The following is a 22,906-nucleotide window of genomic DNA, read 5'->3' as shown; positions in this document are numbered from 1 at the left end:
GCACGCGTTTCAGCCTGCCTCGAATCAGCCCTCGATCCGCCCGCGCGTCACGCCGAGCAACGACGCCATCGCGTGACGCGCGCGCGGCGCATCGCGATCGCGGATCGCTTCGAACACGGCCGTATGCTCGGCCAGCGACGCGTTGAACACGTCGGCGCGTTTTGCGTTCAACCGCAGTTGCGCTTCCAGCGTACGCTCGATCAGTGTGCCGAGCGGTATCAGCAGTTCGTTGCTGCACGCGGTAAGCACGCTCAGATGGAATTGCAGATCGGCGCGCACCCATTCGTCGACATTGCGCGCCGAGACCATCGCCGAATGCGCGGCATCCAGCGCGCCGAACGTCGCGTCGCTGTGCGATGCGGCGGCGAGCGCAGCCGCGTACGGCTCGATCATCTCGCGCATTTCCTGCAGCTTGAGCGCGAAATCCATCGCGGGTGCCACGCGCGAATACCAGTCGAGCACATCCACATCCAGCAGATTCCACGCGGGCTTGGGACGCACGCGCGTTCCCACGCGCGGTCGCGATTCGATCAGCCCTTTCGACGTCAACGTGCGCAACGCTTCGCGCAACACCGTGCGGCTGACGCCGAACGTCTCCATCAACTCCGCTTCGCGCGGCAGGATGGATTCGGGCGCGTAGTCGCCGCGCAGGATGGCTGTGCCGAGCAGATACGCCACGCGGCCGTGCAGATCTCGCTGAATGTCGGTTCTCCTGACGCTGATTGTGGGTTGATCTGTTGTCCAGCACCGCGCGATGCGCTAACGCGGACCGCCCGCGATTATCGGTGATCGCGTCGGCGAAACCCATCGTCACCGGACAAAACCTTTCACGAAATAATACTATTAATAGTATTTAAAGGCGATTTTGTTGTAGGATGTGGCTCCTCAACTGCCGCGCCGCCGACGCCCACACGCGGTACGAACAGGCGTGCCGCGGCCATCAACTGCAATCGGCTTTGCAAGCAAAGGAGACGCTCCCGCCATGAAGATCACCAAAATCGAGACATTTATCGTTCCGCCGCGCTGGTGCTTCGTGAAGATCGAGACCGACGAGGGCATCGTCGGCTGGGGCGAGCCGGTCGTCGAAGGCCGCGCGCATACCGTCGCGGCCGCCGTCGACGAACTCTCTGACTACCTGATCGGCAAGGACCCGCGCAACATCGAAGATCACTGGCAAGTGATGTACCGCGCCGGCTTCTATCGCGGCGGCCCGATCTCGATGAGCGCAATCGCCGGCGTCGATCAGGCGCTGTGGGATATCAAGGGCAAGTTCCACGGCGTGCCCGTGCATACGCTGCTCGGCGGCCAGGTGCGCGACCGCATCAAGGTCTATTCGTGGATCGGCGGTGACCGTCCTAGCGACGTCGCGAACAATGCGCGCGCTGTCGTCGATCGCGGCTTCAAGGCCGTGAAGATGAACGGCTCCGAAGAGTTGCAGATCATCGACACGTTCGACAAGGTGCAAGGCGTCATCAATAACGTCGCGGCCGTGCGCGAAGCGGTCGGCCCGAACGTCGGCATCGGCGTGGACTTCCACGGCCGCGTCCACAAGCCGATGGCCAAGGTGCTCGCGAAGGAACTCGATCCGTTCAAGCTGATGTTCATCGAAGAGCCGGTGCTGTCGGAAAACGTCGAGGCGCTGCGCGACATCGTCAACCAGACCAGCACGCCGATCGCGCTCGGTGAGCGTCTGTATTCGCGCTGGGACTTCAAGCACATTCTCGCGGGCGGTTACGTCGACATCATCCAGCCGGACGCATCGCACGCGGGCGGCATTACGGAGTGCCGCAAGATCGCGTCGATGGCGGAAGCGTATGACGTCGCGCTCGCGCTGCACTGCCCGCTCGGCCCGATCGCGCTCGCGACCTGTCTGCAGATCGACGCCGTCAGCTACAACGCGTTCATCCAGGAACAGAGCCTCGGCATCCACTACAACCAGGGCAACGATCTGCTCGACTACATCAAGAACCCGGAAGTCTTCAAATACGAAGACGGCTTCGTGTCGATCCCGCAAGGCCCGGGTCTCGGCATCGAAGTGAACGAGGAGAAGGTGCGCGAAATGGCGAAGGTCGGCCATCGCTGGCGCAATCCGGTGTGGCGTCATGCGGACGGCAGCGTCGCCGAGTGGTAAGCAGCGAGTCACGGTCTCGCGCATGAAACACAAACGCCGCCTTCGGGCGGCGTTTGTCATCTGACAACCCATAGCCGTGTCGAAGACGTTACGGCGGCACGCCGCGCGCGCGGCGTATCAGTAACGTTACACAGTTGGCGCGTGAGGCTTTTTCGCGGTTCTCCTGCCGTCGACGCTCACCGCGCAAACCCTTGCCGGACAAGCGTTTCAGCCCGGTGCACGGGGGCACCGCAACGCTTGGCCCACTCCTTGCTGAATGGTACGCAAACAACCATTCGAACAAAGGGGGCTGTCATGGGCGAATTCCTTCCCGACTATCTGATCCGCGAACAGGCCGCTGTAGGCGCGCTGGTCGTATTCGGCGTGCTGCGCGTGATTGGCGCGATCCTCGCGTTTCAGCGCGGCTGGCGCATCTCGACGGTCGAGCAGTGTTTCATCGCTGCGGCATGTATCTATTGCTTGCCGCAGCTGCTGGATCTGCTCACGCACATGACGAGTTCACACGTGGCGGCGGCGGAACTCGAAGGCAAGGTGGCGGGCTGCGTGATCGGTCTGTTCTTCGCGCCCGTCGTCGGCCACAAGCTCGGTTACGAATGACCGCTTGCAGCCGGCGACCGGCATGACCGACGAGACCAGCCTGATCGCGCTCAGCCGAGCGCCGCGAAACCCGGAACGCTGTGCGACAGCACAGCGGCGGCCGCGAAGATGCCGAGCATCGCGAGCGCTTCGAGGTACAGCAGATTGGTGAACGTATGCGCGTCCATCGTCGACGCCGTGCGACGCAGGCGCGGCAACGCCGAGAAACGGTTCAATCCGCCAAGCACCAGCGCCAGCGCAACCAGCGCGAGCTTCAGCATCAACACGTGTCCCCATGTGCTCATTTCGATTGCGAGGAACGAATTGCCCGAGCCGCGCGCCGCGTTGAACACGCCCGAGAGCAGGACGAACGCGACAGCAACGAGCGACACATTCGACAACTGCGTCGCCGTGCGGATCAGCACGCCACGCGCGATCGACGTGCCTAGCGCGGGCAACACCGAGAACCCCGCCGCGAGCACGAGGCCGCCCCACACGGACGTCGTGAGCACATGCAGCGTGTGCATGCCGATAGCCGCCGACGCCACGCCCGCATCCGCTGCGTGACCGAGCGTCGCCTTGCCGCCCGCAATCGCGATCACGGCAAGCCACAGCAGCGCATTGCGCAACACATTGGTCTGCCGTGCGAACGACACGAGCACCAGCACGAGCGCACCGGCAAACGCGACACTCCAGCCGAAGCCGACGTGCGTTTGCGACAGCATCGTCGGCACGACGCTGAATGCTTCCGGCAAGCGCACGCCCGCCATCTCGGCCGCCTGATAGAGCAGCCAGCCGAGATCGGCCAGCACCAGCACGATCGCGGACGCCTGCATCGACCGCTGCGCGCGCAACCATGCGGGACGCGCGGGCGCGATCTTCGCCTGGGCATCGTTGACGAGCCACGCGCTGAGCAATGCCGAACCGACGGCAAACGCAAACGCGACGTTCATGAGCGCGGCCATCGCGACCTGCCCGATCCACAATCCGTCGACTCTCATTTGACGCTGAAGGCGTAGCTGCCCTTCGTCCGATGTCCGTCTTCGGCAACCGCCGTCCATTGCACCGTGTAGCGGCCAGGCGCGAGCGGTTGCAGCGCGAGATGCATCGTCTTCGTGTCCTGCGGATCGACCTGCGAGGCTGCCGACGCAACCGGTCTGTCGTTGGCATCGACGAGCGCGAGCTTGCTGAACGCCGGCTCGAGCGGCTCGCTGAAGCGGATCGTCACGGCGGAAGGCGCGGCGACTTCAGTGTCCGGCGCGGGATCGCGCGACGTGGGCGTCGCGTGGGCAAAGGCGGTCGACGCGAAGGCGAGCGACACGCCGCACGCCGCAAGCCAGCGAAGCGTCAAGCGAGAAAACAAGGAGAAGGTCATAGGCTGGCGGTAGATGGAAAAGGCGGGGACGGTCCGGATAGTACGCTTCGATGTTTTGCGGGCCTGTCAGTTCAACCGGGAGTTCAACGGCGGCGACGCCCAGGTCCGAAGCAAAGCGCCCTACACGAATTCGCTCAAAACTGGAACATCGAGAGGCAACAAAGCGACAACAGCCGTCGATGCAAAATGCGCAATCTTAAATGAGTTGGAAGCGCTACCGCCAGGCCGGCACTGAACGGAGGCAGGCCAGGAACGCGAAAGATGACGGCGGATTGCGTCAACTTGTCGCATTGAGCGTGTCGCTCGGGCGCGTCAGGCATGAAGTTCGTCGCATGTGGCAAATAGTCACCATTACCCATCGATGATAGAATGCGAGGTCGCTGCGCACCGTCCGCCGCATTCATCGCGCTGCACACACCGATCCGTTCGAAGTTCGGCCAGGCCCCCGATAATGATGGAGTTACGCGTGTCTTCAAGACGCATTTTTCGACCGCTGCTCGCCCTGTTGCTGATCGGGTGTGCAGGCGTATCTGGCGCTGTACAAGCGCAAACCCAGCCTAAAGCTCCGGACACGATGGAAGCGCGCGTGCAAGGCTGCACGGCGTGTCACGGTTCGAAAGGTCAGGGTACGGACAACGACTATTTTCCGCGTCTCGCCGGCAAGCCGGCCGAGTACCTGTACAACCAGTTGAAGAACTTCCGTGAAGGCCGGCGCAAGTACCCGCCGATGAACTACCTCGTCACGTATCTCTCGGACGACTACCTTCACGACATTGCAACGTACTTCTCGCAGCAGCGTCCGCCGTATCCGACGCCGTCGAAACCGACGGTCGCGGACTCCGTGCTCGCGCGCGGCAAGGAAATCGTGCTGAACGGCGACGCGTCGAGGCAGATCCCCGCTTGCGCCGCGTGCCACGGCAAGTTGCTGACGGGCATGGAACCGGCTATCCCGGGTCTGGTCGGCCTGCACATGGACTACATCAGCGCGCAGCTGGGCGCATGGCGTTCGGGTTCGCGTCACGCCATCGAGCCTGACTGCATGCACACGATCGCCACGCGTCTGACGGACGCCGACGTGAACGCAGTCGCCGCGTGGCTGTCCACGCAGCAGGCGCCGCAGAACCCCGTGCCGGCACCCGCCAAATCGTTGAAGACTCCGCTTGCCTGCGGCAGCGAACCGCAATAAGGCACCGGGAGAGACAAACAATGAAACGCAAGTCCTTGTTCGCGCTTTCGGCTGTCGTCGTCGTAGCGGCTGCCGCGCTCGTTCCCGTCCTGTGGTCGGGCAGCGACTATCTGCATAACGGCACCGCCGTCGCAGCCACACCGGCAGACCAGGCTGCATTGATCAAGAAGGGCGAATACCTCGCTCGCGCTGGCGACTGTATCGCCTGCCACACGGTGCGCGGCGGCAAGGAATTCGCCGGCGGCCTGCCTATGGCGACGCCGTTCGGCACGCTGTTCACGCCGAACATCACACCTGACGATCAGTACGGCATCGGCAAGTGGTCGCAGGACGACTTTTATCGCGCGATGCACACGGGCCGCTCGAAGGACGGCAGCCTGCTCTATCCGGCCTTCCCGTTCACGAGCTACACGAAGGTCTCGCGTGCCGACGCGGACGCGATCTACGCCTACCTGCGTTCGGTCCCGCCCGTCGCGGTGCCGAGCCGTCCGCACGAACTGAAGTTCCCGTTCAACAACCGGAACCTGCTGATCGGCTGGCGCACGTTGTTCTTCCGTGAAGGCGAGTACAAGGCGGACCCGACCAAGTCGGTGGAATGGAACCGCGGCGCGTATCTGATCGAAGGCCTCGGCCACTGCGGCATGTGCCACACGTCGATCAACGCGATGGGCGGCCCGGTCAACTCGGCTGCGTTCGCGGGCGGTCTGATCCCGCTGCAGAACTGGTATGCGCCTTCGCTGACGTCGAACAAGGAAGCCGGCCTCGGCGACTGGGACATCAAGGACATTTCCGATCTGCTGAAGACGGGCGTGTCGCAACGGGGCGCCGTGTTCGGTCCGATGGCTGAAGTGGTTCACAACAGCCTGCAGTACATGTCGGACGAAGACGTCCACGCGATGTCGACGTACCTGAAGACCATTCCGCAGAAGGACGAAGCGCCCGAGCATCTGCAACTGGAGACGTCGCAACAGTTCGGCAGCGAACTGTTGAAGCAAGGCCAGAAGATCTACGCTGACAACTGCGCGAAGTGCCACGCGGAGAACGGTCTCGGTATGCCGCCGTCGTTCCCGCCGCTCGCGAACAATCCGTCGATCCAGATGCCGTCGGCCGTGAACCCGATCCGCATGGTGTTGAACGGCGGTTATCCGCCGAGCACGGGTGGCAATCCGAAGCCGTATGGCATGCCGCCGTTTGCGCAAGCGCTGTCGAATCAGGAAGTGGCAGCCGTTGTGACGTACATCCGCCAGTCGTGGGGTAACCACGGCACGGCTGTGTCGCCGCAACAAGTGTCCGATCTGCGTTCGGCGCCGCTCGACTAAGCGTCGTCTGAAGGTTCAGGGCGCGGCCTGCGATAATCGCGGCCGCGCCCTTCGCTTTTTTCAGGAGCGTGGTTTCGCAGTTGATCGACGTCGAAGACATCCGGCCTATCGGGCGTATAACGTTGGTCCCGTGTTGGTGGTCGGATGAGATGGGCATCATGCAGGAGGAAGGGCCGTGCAAGTCGGGGAGCGTCTAAACAGCATCACTCACCTCATCGGCGCCGTACTGTCGGTGGCGGGGCTGGCGACGCTCGTGACAATGGGCGCGCTCGACGGCGATGCGTACAAGGTCGTGAGCTTCAGCGTCTATGGCGCGATGCTCTGCGTGCTGTACGGCATCTCGACGATGTATCACAGCGTGCGTAGTCCGCGTCTGAAGGCTATCTTGCAGAAGTGCGATCACTCTGCAATTTATCTGCTGATCGCGGGCAGCTATACGCCGTTCACACTGGTCACATTGCGTGGTCCATGGGGCTGGTCGCTATTTGGCGTAAGCTGGGGGTTGGCCGCGCTCGGGATCGTGCAGGAATTGACGCTCGGGCGACGCACCCGCAGCGTATCGATGGTGCTGTATGTGCTGATGGGATGGCTCGCGCTCGTTGCCGTCCGTCCGTTGGTCACTGCATTGCCGGCCGCAGGCACGGCCTGGCTGCTGGCTGGCGGAATCATCTATAGCGCAGGCATCTACTTCTTCATCAACGACGAGCGCATCCGGCACGGACATGGCATCTGGCACCTGTTCGTACTCGCCGGCAGTCTGTGTCAGTTCGTCAGCGTCGCGCGTTATGTCGCATGAGGCGCATGACGGCGGATGCAACTTAATGCCAGTCGACGTGTCTGCATAGCTCGTCGAGCAATTCGGCACGCATTTCGCGTGCCGCCGATTTCTCCGTGAACGGTGAGTGTCGGGCGAGCGATCATGCGAATCGCCCGCGAACGCGCCTTCTGGCCGCGTTCGACACCGTTTGCACAATTGCATTGCAAAGAGTTTTTATGTCTTTTGATTCCCTCGGCTTGTCCGAACAGCTGGTCCGCGCAGTCAATGAACTCGGCTACACATCGCCGACTCCGATCCAGCAGCAAGCCATTCCCGCCGTCCTCAACGGCGGCGATCTGTTGGCCGGTGCCCAGACGGGCACGGGCAAGACGGCCGGCTTCACGCTGCCCATCCTGCAACGTCTTCTCACCATGCCGCCCGCGCCGGGCGGCAAGCGCGTCATTCGCGCGCTGATCCTTACGCCGACCCGCGAACTCGCCGCGCAGGTCGAGGAAAGCGTGCGCGCGTACGGCAAGTATCTGAAGCTTAAGTCGACCGTGATGTTCGGCGGCGTCGGCATCAACCCGCAAATCGACGCGTTGCGGCGCGGCGTCGATATCGTCGTTGCGACGCCTGGGCGTCTGCTCGATCACATGCAGCAGAAGACCATCGACCTGTCGCATCTCGAGATTCTCGTGCTCGACGAAGCCGACCGCATGCTCGACATGGGCTTCATCCACGACATCAAGCGCGTGCTCGCCAAGCTGCCGCCGAAGCGCCAGAACCTGCTGTTCTCGGCCACCTTCTCGGACGAAATCAAGGCGCTCGCCGACAACCTGCTCGATTCGCCCGCACTGATCGAAGTCGCACGCCGCAACACGACGGCCGAAACGGTCGCGCAGAAGATTCACCCTGTCGACCGCGATCGCAAGCGCGAGATGCTCACGCATCTGATCAAGCAGCACAACTGGTTTCAGGTGCTCGTGTTCACGCGCACGAAGCATGGCGCGAACCGTCTGGCCGAACAGCTGACGAAGGACGGCATCAGCGCGCTCGCGATTCACGGCAACAAGAGCCAGTCGGCCCGCACGCGCGCGCTGGCCGAGTTCAAGAACAACACGCTGCAGGTGCTCGTCGCCACCGACATCGCCGCGCGCGGCATCGATATCGATCAGTTGCCGCACGTGGTCAACTTCGATCTGCCGAACGTGCCGGAAGACTACGTGCACCGTATCGGCCGAACGGGCCGCGCCGGCGCGACGGGCGAGGCGGTATCGCTGGTGTGCGTCGATGAGCTTCAGTTGCTGAAGGACATCGAGAAGCTGATCAAGCGCGCCGTGCCGCAGGAAGTGATCGCGGGCTTCGAGCCGGATCCGAATGCGCGGCCCGAGCCGATCCTGCGCCGCGGCCAGGGCGGCGGCGGTGGCGGCCGTCAACCGCGCCAGGGCCAAGGTCAAGGTCAACGGCAAGCTCAGGGGCAGCAAACGCGCGAAGGCTCGGCCAACGCGAACAATGGCGCGGCGCGCGGCGGCCAACGCGCTTCGGGCGACAAGCCGAAGCAGCAAGCCAAGCCGCAAGGTTCGAAGCCCGCGCAGGCGCGCACCGATGGCGCACGCCATCAGGAGAAGCCGCGCGCTGTCGCGCATGAAGGCAACGCGCGTGCTCCGCACGCACCGCGCAAGCCGCACGGCAGCAATCCGGGTGCATTGCTCGGTGGCGGCGGCAAGCCGCGCTCCGGCGCGCCGCGCGGCGGTCAGCGCGGTAACTGAGGCAACGCAGAGACGCTCCGCATTCCCATTGCGGGCGTCTCACGCCTGTCCGACTACTACCTCCCAGCCGCCGCGCCGCCGGCGGCTTTCTTCAGGTACTCGATCTGCTGCGTCCAGCGCTCGAGCACCGCATCTCTCCCCTCTTCCAGGTCGAACGTGATGCCCGCCGTCAGGCGCGCATAGCGCACGCGATGCGCTTCGCCGGATTCGATCGATCCCGCGAAGCACGCCAGGCCCGCAGCATCCGCGCTCAACGGCGCGAGCGCGAGTTGAATCTGGTAGAACGCCTCATCGAATACGAACGTCAGCGCGGCACGTCCGCTGCGCGCGATCGCCTGCGCGGCGCGCGACTGCGGCCACAGCGCGACGCATAGCGTGCGCGAGTCAGGCGCATAGAGTTCTCCGATGCCGAGCAGCGACGTACGCAAATGCGCACCGCTTTCGTCGACGGTCAACAGCGATGCCGTAAAACCCACCTTCGATGCGAGCGCCGAGCCATCGAATAACGCGCGTAATTCAGCAGGCCATTCGTCGAAAATCTGTTGATCAAGTGCGCGGTTTTGCTCCGCGGATGCGGTCATGAGTGATTCCTCCGTCGTAGGTACGCGCGCGCGCGGCATCCGGCGCAAATGAAAATGGCCCGCCTGAAGAGCGGGCCATTCATGCGTCAGCGGTCCAGGCTTTCTACGCCGTAACCGCGCGCCGCGACGCTCAGCGGAAAAAGACGTGCTGCGTGATCTTCGCGAGCGGGTAATGGACGCCTGGCTGAATTTTCGCCGGCAAATCGAGCGGCTTGAGCAGCATCTTCACACACATATCGGCCGACAGGTTATGCCGCACGAGCTTGTTCACGCGCGCTGCCTTGTCGCGGTTATACACGGGATCGTTGACGCGCTCGGGATAGCGGATCGCGAACACGTGACGCAGTGCGATCTCCGAGTCTTCGTTCTTGATCTCCATCACGCGCCGCATCAACGCGCCGAGCACGGCGAGCCGGCCATTGCCCTCGATTTTGTTGTACTTCTTGAAGTACTTGAAAAAGTGCTTGTAGTGACGGACTTCGTCGGTGCGGATGTTGTCGGTGATTTCCTTCAGCACGGGCTCGTCCGAACACACGCCGATCGCCCGATACAGCGTAGCCGTTCCCGTCTCGACGACGCAGCGCGCGACCATCTCCAGCGCGCGCGTCTTCTCGAAGTCTTCCATGTTGCAGGTCTTCGAATACTCCTCGAAGAAGTTGCGGAACGCCGTGTCCCAATCGAACTCAGGCCAGACATGCGCGATGTACGCCTTCAGCGCGCGGCCGTGCTGCATCTCTTCGGGCTCCCACTCGTTGTTGAGCCACGCCGACACCTCGGGATCGCCATTGAAGAACCTGCTCAGATTGCTCGTGTAAAGATCCGTACCGCTTTCGATAAACGAGGCGGCGCACAGCAGCAACAACAGGTCTTCATTGGCGACCGCGCGTTGACGGTCGATACGATTGAGATCGATGTCTTCGATGCGCCAGGGCATCACGTGAACAGCCTCGTTGTGCATAAAAGTTCACTCCGAAAACCGTAGCGCCTCGTGCGCGGGCTGAACCGCGCCTATCCCGGTTCGACCGCCGCCCTCGACGCCTACAGTGCCTTGCAACATTGAATTTTTATCTTCATCTTAGACGCTGCTCTGCAAATTCGCAGACAACACAGCAGAGACCATGCCGGATCGACGCAGTTCCGCCCAAACCTTGATTGATCGTGCGAATGCACAAAAGACTGTCTGCCGGATGATTCGAACACCTTGGCGAGCGCGAAACCGCAAGACAAAGCGGCATCGCACAGTCGCCTTACGCTTCCTTTCGACCGGCGTTCAGGCGATCGAAAAAATCCGAACACAAACCAACGACGACGAACACAACGAAGGTCTTACAATACGGCCAAGCCAACCTTCGCCCGCTTCAGGTGCGGCGCTCACAAAAACATCATGACACGAGACCCCCGCCTCACGCTTAACGCACGTCAACAGGAACTGCTGGAGTGGGTGCAACGCGACGGCTTCGTGACGGTCGACGATCTGGCTGCGCATTTCGACGTGACGCCGCAGACGATTCGCCGCGACGTCAACTGGCTCGCCGACATGAATCTGCTGCGCCGCTATCACGGCGGTGCGAGTCTGCCAACCAGTTCGGAGAACGTCTCGTACAGCGCGCGGCAGCGCATGTTTCATGACGAGAAGCGGCGCATCGCGGCGCTGGTCGCCACGCATATTCCCGATCAGGCGTCCCTCTTCATCAATCTCGGCACGACGACGGAAGAAGTCGCGCGCGCGCTGAACCGGCACCGCGGGCTGCGCGTGATCACGAATAACCTGAACGTCGCGAGCATGATGAGCGGCTACCCGGATTGCGAGGTGCTGGTGACGGGCGGGATCGTGCGTCCGTGGGACAAGGGTATCGTCGGCGAACTGACTATCGACTTCATTCGCCAGTTCAAGGTCGACTTCGCGATCATCGGCACGTCGAGCATCGAAACGGACGGCACGCTGCGCGATTTCGACACACGCGAGGTGCGCGTCGCGGAGGCGATCATCGAACATTCGCGCACCGTCTTCCTCGCCGCCGACCATTCGAAATTCGGCCGCCCGGCGCTCGTGCGCCAAGGCCATCTGAACCAGATCGACTCCCTCTTCACCGACGCCCCGCCGCCGCCCGACATGACGGAAACGCTCACTAACGCGGGCACCCAGGTCTATATTGCCGAGTGACCGTCGGCTGCGGCCTCGCCGCTTTGCCTGAGGCAGGCCGGCGGTGTCGCAAGTCCGTTTCCGCCATGCTGCACCGCACGCAAAACCTCCAGTGAAATCAAGGATTTGCCGTGGCCAGTAGACCGCCTCTCACAGGCGGTGCTGTCAACGGGAAAATTTACGGGGGCCGATTTGGACTTCCGGCCGCCATTGACTACACTCCAGTTCCCCAACGTCCTTAAACGTCCCTGGACCGAGCGGAATGCACTGGACATGGGGTGAAGCAAGCACAACTTCAGGCCTGATCCACGGGTTCGCCGCCCGCGGGATCCTCCGTCTGCCGGCAGGGCCGTCGGCAAGGCGCAAAGGCCACCCGACTACGCTTGACATGGAGAGAAACGATGCTGAGTCCGCATGAATTCGCCACGTTGTTGCTCGTCAAGGACGCCCCTAACCAGGTCGATATGGAACGCGAAGAACTCGACGCACTGCTCGAACGGCAGCTCGTAGAGCTCGAAAGACTCGCGTCGGGCTTGCAACAATGGCGCATCACGGAATCGGGCGATACGGCTCTTCGCGCGATCAAGCGCTTTTCCTGACGGCAATCGAGCGAATCTAACGCGCTTGCCAGTCATATCACTGCGGCCGTCGGCGTGTTCGCAATGGACACGCGAGCATACGGACGCCTGGACGGTCACGCGGCTTGCCCGCCTGGCCGTCTTTATGTTTTCAGGCTTGGGCCGCCCATCGTTAAACGACGACGCGCCCGCGCGCCTCAGCCGCTGCGCAGCGTCGGATCGACGGCTGCGCGCCAGCTCAGCGCCTTCACGCGCTGCGCATTGAAGAACTCTACCCACTGACGGCGCGCCTGCGGGTCCGTGCTCGCGCCCTGCGCCGCGTAGCGCTGCGCCAGCGCCGTCTGGAACGCGCAGTAGTCCGCCTTCGACAACCCGCCGCGCCGGTTAGCCACATAGGCGTCGAACAGCGTCACGTAGACCGATTGCGCGTCGCTGCCGTAGTCGGCCGGCTGGCTCCCGCACATCGCCTGCAGATCCGCGAACGACGGCGCGCCCAGCGTTCCGTTCAGGCTCGGCGTGCTGACGCATCCCGCCAGCACGACCGCGATCGACAGCGCCGCCGCGCCCGTCTTCCAGAGTCCACGCATGAAATTCACCTCGTATCGCCGCCATCCGGCTCGTTGCTGGAAGTATCGTCTGCGCGCGGAAAACGTGCCACCGGCGCGCAGAATCGCGCACCAATCCAAGGCAAGTCGAACTTTACTTTTTCGAATATGTTCATTAAAGTTTCGAAAACGAACATTACGACTTTACATCAACCCTACTATTTCCTCCGTCAGGGGCATTCCGGGTGACGCAAGACTCCATTTACGACCTGCTCGTCGTCGGCGGCGGGATCAACGGCGCGGGCATCGCGCGCGACGCAGCGGGCCGTGGCCTGTCCGTGCTGCTGTGCGAACAGGACGATCTGGCTGCGCATACGTCGTCGGCCAGCACCAAGCTGATTCACGGCGGCCTGCGCTATCTGGAATACCGCGAGTTTGGGCTCGTGCGCAAGGCGCTGCAGGAACGCGAGACGCTGTTGCGCGCCGCGCCGCACATCATGTGGCCGCTGCGCTTCGTGATGCCGCATATGCCCGATCTGCGGCCCGCCTGGCTGATCCGTGCCGGGCTCTTTCTCTACGATCACCTCGCCCGCCGCGAACTGCTGCCCGGCTCGCGCGGTATCGACATGCGCAAGCATCCGGCGGGCAAGCCGCTGATCGACTCGATCAAACGCGGCTTCGTCTATTCGGACGGCTGGGTCGACGACGCGCGTCTGGTCGTCCTGAACGCGCTCGACGCGCAAGAGCGTGGCGCGACCATTCTGACGCGCACGAAGCTCACCGCCGCGACGCGCGCGAATGGCGAATGGCATGCGCAACTGCTGCGCGCGGACGGCTCCACTTTGACAGTGCGCGCGCGTTCGATCGCGAACGCCGCCGGCCCGTGGGTTGGCGAACTGCTGCGCGGCCCGCTCGCGCGTGAAGCGAACTACAGCGTGCGCCTCGTGAAAGGCAGCCACATCGTCACGCGCCGCCTGTTCGAGCACGATCACGCGTACATCTTCCAGAACCCGGACAAACGCATCATTTTCGCGATCCCGTACGAGCGCGACTTCACGCTGATCGGCACGACGGACCTCGAATACAACGGCGATCCGTCGAAAGTCGCGATCGAGCCGTCTGAAACACAGTACCTGTGCGACTCGATCAACCGTTACTTCAAGCAGCACATCGCGCCGCGCGATGTTTACTGGACGTACTCCGGCGTGCGCCCGCTGCTGGAGGACGAGAACGCGGACAATCCGTCCGCCGTCACGCGTGACTACAAACTCGAACTCGACGCGCCGACGGGCGAAGCACCGTTGCTGTCGGTGTTCGGCGGCAAGATCACGACGTTTCGCAAGCTCGCGGAAGAGGCCGTCGACGATCTCGCGCGCGTGTTGCAGCACGACAAGCCGACCTGGACGGCGGGCGCGCCGTTGCCGGGCGGCGATATCGCACATGCGGACTTCGAGCGCTTCGCGTCGCAATTCGCGCAGCAGCATGCATGGCTGCCGGCCGCGCTCGCGCGCCGCTATGCGCGGGCTTATGGCACACGTGCCGAACGTGTGATCGGCGCGGCACGCTCGCTCGCCGACCTGGGTCAGCAGTTCGCGCCCGGGCTGTATGAAGCGGAACTGCGCTATCTGCGCGAAACCGAATGGGCGACGACGGCGCGCGACGTGCTGTGGCGCCGTTCGAAACTCGGCCTGCATGTCGAGCCCGGCACGCTCGAAAGCGTCACGCGCGACATCGACGCGTGGTTCGCCCGCGCGACCACGAAGCAGCACGCCTGACAGCCGCGCGCACGCGGGCATGCGGCAACGCGCGGCGATTCCGCCGCGCCGCCACGCGTGCAACAATCCGCGCAGGCACTTTATTTCGCGTGACCTGAGCGCGCCGCCGCGCCGGTCCGACAAAAAAACGCATGGAGAAGAGACGATGCAGGATCAGTACATCCTGGCGCTAGACCAGGGCACCACGAGTTCGCGCGCGATGCTGTTCGATCGCAAGGGCAATGTCGTCTCGGTCGCGCAGAAGGAGTTTCATCAGATCTATCCGCATCCGGGCTGGGTCGAGCACGATCCGCAGGAAATCTGGGCGACGCAGGCGGGCGTCGCAGCCGAAGCCGTCACGCATGCTGGCCTGAACGGCACGTCGATTGCCGCGATCGGTATCACGAACCAGCGCGAGACGACGATCGTCTGGGATCGCGAAACGGGCCATCCGATCTACAACGCAATCGTCTGGCAGGACCGGCGCACAGCCGACTTCTGCGACCAGCTGAAAGCGCAAGGTCTCGAACAGACATTCCGCGCGAAGACCGGCTTGCCGATCGATTCGTACTTCTCCGCAACCAAGATCCGCTGGATTCTGGACAACGTCGACGGCGCGCGGGAAAAGGCGCGACAAGGCAAGCTCGCGTTCGGCACGGTCGACAGCTGGCTGGTGTGGAATTTCACCAAGCACGAGTTGCACATCACCGACGTGACCAACGCGTCGCGCACGATGCTCTTCAACATTCACACGCTGCAATGGGACGACGAACTGCTCGACGCGCTCGACATTCCGCGCAGCATGCTGCCGGAAGTGCGTCCGTCGTCGGAAGTGTATGGGCCGACCAAGACGACCGTGTTCGCGTCGAAGATTCCGCTTGCGGGCATCGCGGGCGACCAGCACGCCGCGCTGTTCGGCCAGATGTGCACGCGCTCGGGCATGGTGAAGAACACCTACGGCACCGGCTGCTTTCTCGTGATGAACACGGGCACGAAGCCGATCGAGTCGAAGAACAATCTCGTGACGACGATTGCCTGGCAGATCGGCGATCAGGTCAACTATGCGCTCGAAGGCAGCATCTTCATTGCGGGTGCTGTCGTGCAGTGGTTGCGCGATGGTCTCGGCATCATCCGCAGCGCGTCGGAAATTGAGGCGCTCGCGCGCGGCGTCGAACATTGCGACGGCGTGTATCTCGTGCCCGCATTCGCCGGGCTCGGCGCGCCGCACTGGAATGCGCGCGCTCGCGGCACGCTGTTCGGCGTCACGCGTGGCACGACGTCCGCGCACATTGCGCGCGCGGCGCTCGATTCGATCGCGTACCAATCCGTCGACGTGCTCAAGGCGATGGAAGCCGACTCGGGCATTCATATCGACGAACTGCGTGTGGATGGCGGCGCATGCGCGAATAATCTGTTGATGCAGTTTCAGGCCGACATACTTGGCGTGGATGCCGTACGTCCGCAGGTCAGTGAAACGACGGCGCTCGGGGCCGCGTATCTCGCGGGGCTCGCGACGGGCTACTGGAAGGACATCGACGAATTGCAGAGCCAGTGGAAGCTGGAACACCGCTTTTCTCCGTCGATGCCGGCCGATCAGGCGAAGGCCTGTCTCGACGGCTGGCAGCGCGCGATTCGCGCAGCGAAGGCGTGGGCCGACACGCCTTGAGTTGCCGCACGTCCGTGCGTGGCGTCTCACGCGACCCATCCGGCGCGCCGGGCCGCAATGCACGTATCATGTCGCTTTCAGCCCGCTGCGGTGCTTGCGTCTTGCTCTAGCGGGCTGCGCTTTCGTTCCATTTTCCGCATGATCGATCATCTCATTTGCGACTGCGACGGCGTGCTCGTCGACAGCGAAGTCATCGCCGACCGCGTGATGCACGACACGCTCGCCGCCACTTTTCCCGCGCTCGATTTCCACGAAATCTGCAAGACCGCATTTGGTCAGCAGACTTCGCGGTTCCTGGAGAGCGTTGAAGCGGCATTCGATATCGAGTTGCCCGCTGACTTTTTGCAGACGGTCGAGGCCAATGTCGAAGCGGAGCTTGCATCGTCGTTGTCCGCCATCAGTGGCGTGCGTGATGCGTTGTTGCGCGTGTCGTTGCCTGCTGCTGTCGTGTCGAACAGCCGGATGACGCGTGTGAGCGCGTCCGTGCGGCGCGCCGGGTTGGCGGAAATTTTTGGACCGCGGGTGTTTAGCGCTGAGCAGGTCGCGCGGCCGAAGCCTTATCCCGATGTGTATCTGTTTGCTGCGGAGCAGTTAGGCGTCGAGCCGTCGCGGTGCATTGTGGTTGAAGACAGCGTCGCTGGGCTGAATGCGGCGCGCGCGGCTGGGATGATGACGATTGCGTTTGTTGGGGCTAGTCATATTCCTGATGGCTATGCCGATGTGCTGCGGAATATGGGGATCACGCGGATCATGCAGCATATGGAGGAGTTGCCTTCAATTGTTCAGGCGGGTTTGCGGGGGGAGTTTGGAGGCGTGCAGTCGTAGCGGCGGTTTTGTTGTCTGCGACGTCTGGGTGGTTTGCCTGTGTTTTCGCTGGCATCCGCGATGCGATTTTTGCTGCGCAAGCTGCTTGTTTTCTTGGCCTTGGCGCTGGCATCCGCGTTTTGTTAGCGTGCTTCAGGCGTCGCCCCTGTGCGGGGCGGCACCTACTTTTCTTTGCCGCCGCAAAGAAAAGTAGGCAAAAGAAAGCGGCTCACACCGCCAGCACGTGTTCCTATCCACGGGCCCCCAACGTCCCCATGCTTCACACAGCAGCATTTCTGTTCGCGTGCGCTGCCAACGCTTCGAATGAGCGCCTCACCCACTTCAAATGCCCGCACTTGGGCCAGCGGCAGCGAATGGTTTGCGCCGCCCAGGTGGCAAACTGTGTGTAGGTTGTCGCGTCGTATAGGGTGGCGCCCTTACCGTGTGGAACGCATGCGCTATCGGTCCGAAGTGAGGCGTGTGGAGTACTCGGGCCTACACATAGTTTGCCACCTAGGCGGCGGTGGAAAAGCTGGCGCGGCATGCTGGAATGCGGGAGCGTGAAGCGGGTGAGGCGCACGGCAAGAGCGCTGGCAACGGACGTGGGTAACGTGGTTGCCGTGTGAAGCGTAAGACCCTTTGGGGGCCCTCAGGCAAATACTAAAACTGGCGGTGTGAGCCGCTTTCTTTTGCCTACTTTTCTTTGCGGCGGCAAAGAAAAGTAGGTGCCGCCCCGCACAGGGGCAACGCTTGAAGCACCAAGGCATAACGCGGATGCCAGCGCAAACACAAAGCAAACCACCCCAGCGTCGCAGACATCAAAAAAACATCAAACCTCTAAACATGCCTCCCGCGCAAAGACCATAGCGCGCCGAAACTCAACAAGCTCCGCGATAGTCAGCATAGGCATATCGTGCCGAGCGGCGAAACGCTCGACATCAGCCCCTCGCATCATCGTGCCATCGGCATTCATCAACTCGCACAAAACCCCAGCGGGCTTCAGCCCCGCCAACGTCACGAGATCGACAGTCCCTTCCGTATGCCCGCGTCGCGCCAGCACGCCACCCGGCATCGCGCGCAGCGGATACACGTGACCCGGACGCACAATATCCGCAGGCTTCGCGCCATCGGCAATCGCGGCACGAATCGTCGTAAGCCGGTCAGCGGCAGACACCCCCGTCGACACACCTTCGCGCGCTTCGATCGATACCGTGAACGCCGTCGTGTTGCGACTCTCGTTATGAGCCGTCATCGGCGGCAATTCGAGCGCGCGCACCCTGTCGTCGGTCAGGCACAGACACACGATGCCACTGCACTCGCGGATAAACAGCGCCATCATCTCGACGCTCATGCGCTCCGCCGACATGATGAGATCGGCCTCGTTCTCTCGATCGTGATCGTCCTGAAGGACGACGGCACGGCCCTCGCGCAATGCGTCGAGCGCGGCGGCGATGCGCGGCGGAATGGCTTCGGTGGCAAGCAGGGGAAGATCGGCGGATGCGTCCTCAGCAACGACAGACGGCGCCGGCCAAACGAATGCAGCAGATGCAGATACTACGGACATGTGAAACGCTCCTCGCAAAAGTGTGGGCGAAAAACGTTTCAGGGCATTGCAAACAGACAAACGCGTCCCGTGAGCCGCAAGCGGCTGCCATGCAACAGATCGACAACGCATTCGCGCGCCGCTCGCAACGAGCAGCACGGCAGCGGCCATTCCGCATGGGACCGAACCAAAGCGCACACATGCGCCAACCCGGTCGACAGGAGACTCAGATGACTATCTGCACATCTTCTTCCATCCGGACTCTAACCGTCGGCTCTGGCCTCTCACCAGATCTGCTGACCCTGCAACTCAAACCACAACGCAGGCGCTCGCGGGCTCGCAGACTCGCGCTTCATGAAGCGCCGCCTGCATACCGCCGGTGGGGAATTTCGCCCCGCCCTGAAGACGTACTGATTACCGGATCGATCCGGCTCGCAGAGCATACAACAACCGCGCGTGGCGTGCAGCCCGCGCGTACCTCATGTTTCAGACTTCGGAATGCGCATGCGCAAGCGGCACTTCGTGCGGCGTTTCTTGTGGCACATCCCAGCGCGGCGGCGTTTCCGCATTCACGGTCACGCGAAACGCGCGTGCTTCCGTGTCTCCGGGATTGCGCAGGCTGTGCGGCTGATCGGCGTCGAAAACGATCGAATCTCCCGTCGCCAGCAACTGGCGGCGATCATGCACGCTGACTTCGAGCGTGCCGACGCTGACGACGAGATTCACCGTCGTCCCCGGCGCGCGCCGCGTGCCAGGCTCGGTATGCAACGGCGCGATGCGCAGCTCGTGAAACTCGGCGGTCGACGGCTCGGCATCGGGGTGCAGCGCACGCGTCCAGTACCGGCCATTCGACGTGACCACGCGCGCCGAGCGATCCGCAGGCAAATGCTCGAAGCCGTTCACGGCGTGCTGGCGCAGGAACGCCGCAACCGACACCTTCAGCGCCGCCGCAACCTTGCACAGCACCTTGATCGACGGCACGCTGCGCGCCGACTCGATCTGCGCGAGCATCGCGCGCGACACGCCCGACGCACGGGCCAACGCATCGAGCGACAACTGACGCTCCGCGCGCAGCCGCGCGAGGTTCACGCCGACACGATGTTCGAGTGCGTCGAAATCCGAGGAACGCGTATCGTCGTGGGCGTGGGCTGCGTCGTGACCTTCGGACGCGCGGTCGCGCACGAGCGCAAGCGGTGACTGCATGATGACCTCCAGAAGCCCCGCAACGATGCGGAGCAAGCACGAATGGAGGCAAGCCTAGCACCCGGTTTTCGCGCGCCCAACGAAGTTATCTTCACACTGTTATCACGATCGCAGAGGACCCTTATGCGCTGGCGTGCGATGCGTTCAGCACGCAGCGTCGCGCGTGGTTCGGCGCGCCGGCTGCAAAACCATCGGACGAAAAAATGCCCACGCATTGCTGCGTGGGCATCGACATACTCCAGCGCGCGGCCAGTTCGAACCACTCAAACCCGCTCGCGCACGTCCCGCGCGACGACAGCGGCGGGCGCGTCCATCCGCGCCGCAATCCATGTCAGCGCCAGCGCGGCCAGCGCAACGAGAGCGGCCACATACGGCAACGCGTCGAGCCCATAGCCGTGGCTGATCGCCAGCCCGCCGAGCCACGCGCCACCTGCATTGCCCACGTTGAACGCCCCGATGTTGAGCGTCGACGCGAGATTCGGCGCTGCCTTCGCCTTTTCGACGACGCGCATCTGCAACGGCGGCACGGTCGCGAACGCCGCAATACCCCAGATAAACACCGTGACGGCTGCCGCAATCTGCGAATGGCTGGTGTGCGCGAACACGGCCATCACTACGGCCAGCGCAATCAGAATTCCCATCAGCGACGGCATCAGCGACCGGTCCGCGAGCTTGCCGCCAATCGTATTGCCGACCGTGAGCCCGACACCGAACAGCACCAGAATCAGCGTGACGCCGTGCGGCGTGAAGCCGCTCACCTGCTCGAGAATCGGCGCGATGTAGGTGAACACGACGAACACGCCACCAAAGCCGAGCACCGTCATCATCAGCGCGATCCACACTTGCGGGTCCTTCAGCACGCGCACTTCGTGGCCGAGACCGGCCGGCCCCGTGTCATGACGATTCGGCACGAGCGCCGTCACGCCCGCCAGCGACAGCACGCCGAACGCAGCAACGATCCAGAACGCGACGCGCCAGCCGAACATCTGGCCGATGAACGTGCCAAACGGCACGCCGAGCACATTGGCGAGCGTGAGGCCGGTGAACATCAGCGCGATCGCGCTTGCACGCTTTTCCTGCGGCACCAGCGACGCGGCCACCACCGCGCCGATGCCAAAGAACGAGCCGTGCGCGAACGAGGTCACGACGCGCGCGATCATCAGCACCGAGTAGTCGGAGGCAATCGCGCACAACACGTTGCCGACGATGAACACGCCCATCAGCAGTTGCAACGCGAGCTTGCGCGGCATCTTGCTGGTGACGACGGCAAGCAGCGGCGCGCCAACGGCCACGCCGAGCGCATAGCCGCTGACGAGCAGACCGGCAGAAGGGAGCGAAACGGCAAGATCTCTCGCCACGTCGGGCAGCAAGCCCATGATGACGAACTCGGTCGTGCCGATGGCGAACGCGCTGATTGCGAGCGCAAGCAAGGGAATGGGCATGGAAAGCTCCAGACGACGATTCAGAAAGACGCGCGCCGGACATTGCGCGCCGCCGTCACGAACTCGATGACGACGGACGACGCCAGCGCGACGAACAGTTGCACTTCACCCGAAAGCGGTACATCGGCGCTTTGATACGCGACGCCGGCCTTCTCCAGCCGCGCGAGCAGCGCCTGCCACTGCGTGTCGTCGTCGAGACGGAACGCGATATGGTCGATGCGCGGCGTCACACGGCCCGAGTGACCCGGCAACGTCGAATCGACGAGGTGGATCACCGGGCGGCCGTCGGCATACAGCCAGTAACCGCCGACGCCGAACGGCGGCCGTGTTCCCTCCTCCAGCCCGACGACATCGACGAAAAACCGTCGGGTGGCGTCAAGGTCAGCGGTGACGATCGTCGCGTGGTCGAGATGCATGATGCGGGCTCCGGGTAAACGCGGATGTCGCGTTTTCAGGATCGGATTGTCCGTGAAGGCCGGGCATTTGATAATTGGCGTACCATTTGAAGGATTTTCAAACGGTGTCGAATAATGACGGACAACCTCGGCGACATCCGGCTATTCGTCGAAGCGGCGCAGCAAGGCAGTCTGTCGGCGGCGGGTCGCAAGCTCGGCCTTACGCCCGCGGCGGCCAGCGCGCGCCTTGCAAAGCTCGAAGGCGGACTGAAGGCGCGCCTGTTCGAACGGACGACGCGGCAACTGCGTCTCACCGACGAAGGCCGTCTCTACCTGAACTGCTGCCAGCAGGCGCTGCGCGCGCTCGACGACGGCGAAGCCGCGCTTCAGGCCGGGCAGAACGCGGTGCGCGGCAAGGTGCGCATTTCCGCGACGTCGGATTTCGGGCGCAATCTGCTGATGCACTGGCTCGATGAGTTCAACCTGCTCTACCCGGACGTCACGTTCGCGCTGACGCTGTCCGATTCGCTCCAGAATCTGGTGCAGGAAGACATCGACCTCGCTATCCGCTTCGGCGTGCCGCAGGACAGTTCGCTCGTCGCCCGCTCGCTCGCGCCGAATCCGCGGGTGTTGTGCGCGTCGCCTGACTACATCGCGCGGCATGGCGAGCCCAACGATCCGCTCGATCTGGCGCGCTTCGACTGCATCGTGCTCGGCACGGCTTCGGGGCCCGTCAACGAATGGCGCTTCACGCGCGGCGACGAGACCGTCACCTACACGATTCCGCTCGAATCGGCACGCGAAACCAATGACGGCGCCGTCGCCCGCGAATGGGCGCTGCGCGGCTACGGCATCGTGATCAAGTCGATGTGGGACGTCGAAGCCGATCTGAAAAGCGACGGCCTGCGCGTGCTGCTGCCCGAATGGCGTTATCCCGATGCGCCGCTACACGCGCTCTATCACCGCAACCGCTTCATGGCGCCGCGCGTACGCGTGCTGCTCGATTTTCTCGCCGAGCGCTTCACCAGGGTAACGGGCGAGCTGGAAGCGCAGCTTGGCTTGCCGCCGCAGGGCAGCCCCCGAAAGACACCTGCGCGCACGCGCAAACCGTCCGCCAGTAAGGAAACGGACGTATAACG

General features: G+C 63.2%; 22 protein-coding genes and 1 riboswitch. Of the genes, 12 read left to right on the top strand and 10 right to left on the bottom strand.

Annotated features, from left to right (window positions below):
• Window positions 1–24 precede the first annotated feature (24 nt).
• A complete protein-coding gene (locus tag PPGU16_RS02350; protein WP_180722525.1) occupies window positions 25–702 on the bottom strand; it encodes a FadR/GntR family transcriptional regulator in 678 nt (225 codons plus the stop codon).
• 280 nt (window positions 703–982) lie between these two features.
• Between PPGU16_RS02350 and dgoD the strand changes: the two genes are divergently transcribed.
• Together dgoD and PPGU16_RS02340 are read left to right on the top strand one after the other, a co-directional pair.
• Window positions 983–2,131 carry a galactonate dehydratase gene (gene dgoD, locus PPGU16_RS02345; protein WP_180721534.1) on the top strand — a complete coding sequence of 383 codons (1,149 nt, stop codon included), beginning with the start codon at window positions 983–985 and terminating at the stop codon, window positions 2,129–2,131.
• 294 nt (window positions 2,132–2,425) lie between these two features.
• Entirely contained in the window at window positions 2,426–2,728 is a 303-nt protein-coding gene (locus PPGU16_RS02340; RefSeq protein ID WP_180721533.1) for a hypothetical protein, read from the top strand.
• A gap of 50 nt (window positions 2,729–2,778) precedes the next feature.
• Here PPGU16_RS02340 and PPGU16_RS02335 read toward each other — a convergent pair whose 3' ends face one another.
• A complete protein-coding gene (locus tag PPGU16_RS02335; protein ID WP_180721532.1) occupies window positions 2,779–3,708 on the bottom strand; it encodes a CopD family protein in 930 nt (309 codons plus the stop codon).
• Window positions 3,705–4,082 carry a copper homeostasis periplasmic binding protein CopC gene (copC, locus tag PPGU16_RS02330; RefSeq protein WP_180721531.1) on the bottom strand — a complete coding sequence of 126 codons (378 nt, stop codon included), beginning with the start codon at window positions 4,080–4,082 and terminating at the stop codon, window positions 3,705–3,707. The genes PPGU16_RS02335 and copC overlap by 4 nt, the downstream gene beginning before the upstream one ends.
• A gap of 454 nt (window positions 4,083–4,536) precedes the next feature.
• On the opposite strand from copC, the gene PPGU16_RS02325 reads away from it, so the two are divergent.
• From PPGU16_RS02325 to PPGU16_RS02310, 4 genes are all read left to right on the top strand, one after another.
• The gene (locus tag PPGU16_RS02325; RefSeq protein ID WP_079500062.1) at window positions 4,537–5,268 is read left to right on the top strand and encodes a c-type cytochrome; all 732 of its coding nucleotides are present in this window, start codon (window positions 4,537–4,539) and stop codon (window positions 5,266–5,268) included.
• Between the two features lie 20 nt (window positions 5,269–5,288).
• The gene (locus tag PPGU16_RS02320) at window positions 5,289–6,587 is read left to right on the top strand and encodes a c-type cytochrome (RefSeq protein ID WP_180721530.1); all 1,299 of its coding nucleotides are present in this window, start codon (window positions 5,289–5,291) and stop codon (window positions 6,585–6,587) included.
• A 175-nt stretch (window positions 6,588–6,762) separates the two neighbouring features.
• Window positions 6,763–7,383: a PAQR family membrane homeostasis protein TrhA gene (trhA, locus tag PPGU16_RS02315; RefSeq protein WP_180721529.1), complete on the top strand. Its 621-nt coding sequence runs from the start codon at window positions 6,763–6,765 to the stop codon at window positions 7,381–7,383.
• A gap of 197 nt (window positions 7,384–7,580) precedes the next feature.
• A complete protein-coding gene (locus tag PPGU16_RS02310) occupies window positions 7,581–9,113 on the top strand; it encodes a DEAD/DEAH box helicase (protein ID WP_180721528.1) in 1,533 nt (510 codons plus the stop codon).
• A gap of 56 nt (window positions 9,114–9,169) precedes the next feature.
• Here the strand turns inward: PPGU16_RS02310 and PPGU16_RS02305 are convergent, their stop codons facing one another.
• Window positions 9,170–9,694 (bottom strand): hypothetical protein, encoded by a 525-nt coding sequence (locus PPGU16_RS02305; protein ID WP_180721527.1) that lies wholly within the window; start codon window positions 9,692–9,694, stop codon window positions 9,170–9,172.
• A 130-nt stretch (window positions 9,695–9,824) separates the two neighbouring features.
• Window positions 9,825–10,652 (bottom strand): ferritin-like domain-containing protein, encoded by an 828-nt coding sequence (locus PPGU16_RS02300; protein WP_180721526.1) that lies wholly within the window; start codon window positions 10,650–10,652, stop codon window positions 9,825–9,827.
• Between the two features lie 426 nt (window positions 10,653–11,078).
• Between PPGU16_RS02300 and PPGU16_RS02295 the strand changes: the two genes are divergently transcribed.
• The gene (locus PPGU16_RS02295) at window positions 11,079–11,858 is read left to right on the top strand and encodes a DeoR/GlpR family DNA-binding transcription regulator (RefSeq protein ID WP_007586161.1); all 780 of its coding nucleotides are present in this window, start codon (window positions 11,079–11,081) and stop codon (window positions 11,856–11,858) included.
• 380 nt (window positions 11,859–12,238) lie between these two features.
• The gene (locus PPGU16_RS02290) at window positions 12,239–12,436 is read left to right on the top strand and encodes a hypothetical protein (RefSeq protein WP_007586164.1); all 198 of its coding nucleotides are present in this window, start codon (window positions 12,239–12,241) and stop codon (window positions 12,434–12,436) included.
• A 176-nt stretch (window positions 12,437–12,612) separates the two neighbouring features.
• On the opposite strand, the gene PPGU16_RS02285 is transcribed toward PPGU16_RS02290, so the two are convergent.
• Window positions 12,613–13,002 (bottom strand): hypothetical protein, encoded by a 390-nt coding sequence (locus tag PPGU16_RS02285; RefSeq protein WP_180721525.1) that lies wholly within the window; start codon window positions 13,000–13,002, stop codon window positions 12,613–12,615.
• A gap of 203 nt (window positions 13,003–13,205) precedes the next feature.
• Here PPGU16_RS02285 and glpD point away from each other — a divergent pair, with 203 nt between their 5' ends.
• The 3 genes from glpD to PPGU16_RS02270 all read left to right on the top strand — a co-directional run bounded on the left by glpD (window position 13,206) and on the right by PPGU16_RS02270 (window position 17,205).
• A complete protein-coding gene (gene glpD / locus PPGU16_RS02280; RefSeq protein WP_180721524.1) occupies window positions 13,206–14,735 on the top strand; it encodes a glycerol-3-phosphate dehydrogenase in 1,530 nt (509 codons plus the stop codon).
• A 145-nt stretch (window positions 14,736–14,880) separates the two neighbouring features.
• Window positions 14,881–16,380: a glycerol kinase GlpK gene (gene glpK / locus PPGU16_RS02275; protein ID WP_180721523.1), complete on the top strand. Its 1,500-nt coding sequence runs from the start codon at window positions 14,881–14,883 to the stop codon at window positions 16,378–16,380.
• A 138-nt stretch (window positions 16,381–16,518) separates the two neighbouring features.
• Complete coding sequence (locus PPGU16_RS02270) at window positions 16,519–17,205, top strand: HAD family hydrolase (protein WP_180721522.1); 687 nt, start codon at window positions 16,519–16,521, stop codon at window positions 17,203–17,205.
• An 808-nt stretch (window positions 17,206–18,013) separates the two neighbouring features.
• Here the strand turns inward: PPGU16_RS02270 and ribB are convergent.
• From ribB to PPGU16_RS02250, 4 genes are all read right to left on the bottom strand, one after another.
• Complete coding sequence (gene ribB / locus PPGU16_RS02265) at window positions 18,014–18,748, bottom strand: 3,4-dihydroxy-2-butanone-4-phosphate synthase (protein WP_180721521.1); 735 nt, start codon at window positions 18,746–18,748, stop codon at window positions 18,014–18,016.
• A gap of 219 nt (window positions 18,749–18,967) precedes the next feature.
• A riboswitch (FMN riboswitch) is annotated at window positions 18,968–19,138 on the bottom strand.
• 75 nt (window positions 19,139–19,213) lie between these two features.
• A complete protein-coding gene (locus PPGU16_RS02260) occupies window positions 19,214–19,930 on the bottom strand; it encodes a helix-turn-helix domain-containing protein (RefSeq protein WP_180721520.1) in 717 nt (238 codons plus the stop codon).
• 263 nt (window positions 19,931–20,193) lie between these two features.
• Window positions 20,194–21,372: an MFS transporter gene (locus PPGU16_RS02255; protein ID WP_180721519.1), complete on the bottom strand. Its 1,179-nt coding sequence runs from the start codon at window positions 21,370–21,372 to the stop codon at window positions 20,194–20,196.
• A gap of 20 nt (window positions 21,373–21,392) precedes the next feature.
• Window positions 21,393–21,788, bottom strand: a complete 396-nt coding sequence (locus PPGU16_RS02250) for a VOC family protein (RefSeq protein WP_180721518.1) — start codon at window positions 21,786–21,788, stop codon at window positions 21,393–21,395.
• Window positions 21,789–21,902: 114 nt separating this feature from the next.
• On the opposite strand from PPGU16_RS02250, the gene PPGU16_RS02245 reads away from it, so the two are divergent.
• Window positions 21,903–22,904 (top strand): LysR family transcriptional regulator, encoded by a 1,002-nt coding sequence (locus PPGU16_RS02245; protein ID WP_180721517.1) that lies wholly within the window; start codon window positions 21,903–21,905, stop codon window positions 22,902–22,904.
• Window positions 22,905–22,906 lie beyond the last annotated feature (2 nt).

Source organism: Paraburkholderia largidicola, from assembly GCF_013426895.1.
Classification (GTDB): domain Bacteria; phylum Pseudomonadota; class Gammaproteobacteria; order Burkholderiales; family Burkholderiaceae; genus Paraburkholderia; species Paraburkholderia largidicola.
The sequence above is the reverse complement of the archived record's forward strand: the minus strand, read 5'-3'. Positions and strand labels throughout refer to the sequence as shown.

Coding starts and splice junctions, on each gene's coding strand:
- dgoD (WP_180721534.1), top strand. CDS start 983: ATGAAGATCACCAAAATCGAGACATTTATCGTTCCGCCGCGCTGGTGC.
- PPGU16_RS02340 (WP_180721533.1), top strand. CDS start 2,426: ATGGGCGAATTCCTTCCCGACTATCTGATCCGCGAACAGGCCGCTGTA.
- PPGU16_RS02335 (WP_180721532.1), bottom strand. CDS start 3,708: ATGAGAGTCGACGGATTGTGGATCGGGCAGGTCGCGATGGCCGCGCTC.
- copC (WP_180721531.1), bottom strand. CDS start 4,082: ATGACCTTCTCCTTGTTTTCTCGCTTGACGCTTCGCTGGCTTGCGGCG.
- PPGU16_RS02325 (WP_079500062.1), top strand. CDS start 4,537: ATGGAGTTACGCGTGTCTTCAAGACGCATTTTTCGACCGCTGCTCGCC.
- PPGU16_RS02320 (WP_180721530.1), top strand. CDS start 5,289: ATGAAACGCAAGTCCTTGTTCGCGCTTTCGGCTGTCGTCGTCGTAGCG.
- PPGU16_RS02310 (WP_180721528.1), top strand. CDS start 7,581: ATGTCTTTTGATTCCCTCGGCTTGTCCGAACAGCTGGTCCGCGCAGTC.
- PPGU16_RS02305 (WP_180721527.1), bottom strand. CDS start 9,694: ATGACCGCATCCGCGGAGCAAAACCGCGCACTTGATCAACAGATTTTC.
- PPGU16_RS02300 (WP_180721526.1), bottom strand. CDS start 10,652: ATGCACAACGAGGCTGTTCACGTGATGCCCTGGCGCATCGAAGACATC.
- PPGU16_RS02295 (WP_007586161.1), top strand. CDS start 11,079: ATGACACGAGACCCCCGCCTCACGCTTAACGCACGTCAACAGGAACTG.
- PPGU16_RS02290 (WP_007586164.1), top strand. CDS start 12,239: ATGCTGAGTCCGCATGAATTCGCCACGTTGTTGCTCGTCAAGGACGCC.
- PPGU16_RS02285 (WP_180721525.1), bottom strand. CDS start 13,002: ATGCGTGGACTCTGGAAGACGGGCGCGGCGGCGCTGTCGATCGCGGTC.
- glpK (WP_180721523.1), top strand. CDS start 14,881: ATGCAGGATCAGTACATCCTGGCGCTAGACCAGGGCACCACGAGTTCG.
- PPGU16_RS02270 (WP_180721522.1), top strand. CDS start 16,519: ATGATCGATCATCTCATTTGCGACTGCGACGGCGTGCTCGTCGACAGC.
- ribB (WP_180721521.1), bottom strand. CDS start 18,748: ATGTCCGTAGTATCTGCATCTGCTGCATTCGTTTGGCCGGCGCCGTCT.
- PPGU16_RS02260 (WP_180721520.1), bottom strand. CDS start 19,930: ATGCAGTCACCGCTTGCGCTCGTGCGCGACCGCGCGTCCGAAGGTCAC.
- PPGU16_RS02255 (WP_180721519.1), bottom strand. CDS start 21,372: ATGCCCATTCCCTTGCTTGCGCTCGCAATCAGCGCGTTCGCCATCGGC.
- PPGU16_RS02250 (WP_180721518.1), bottom strand. CDS start 21,788: ATGCATCTCGACCACGCGACGATCGTCACCGCTGACCTTGACGCCACC.
- PPGU16_RS02245 (WP_180721517.1), top strand. CDS start 21,903: ATGACGGACAACCTCGGCGACATCCGGCTATTCGTCGAAGCGGCGCAG.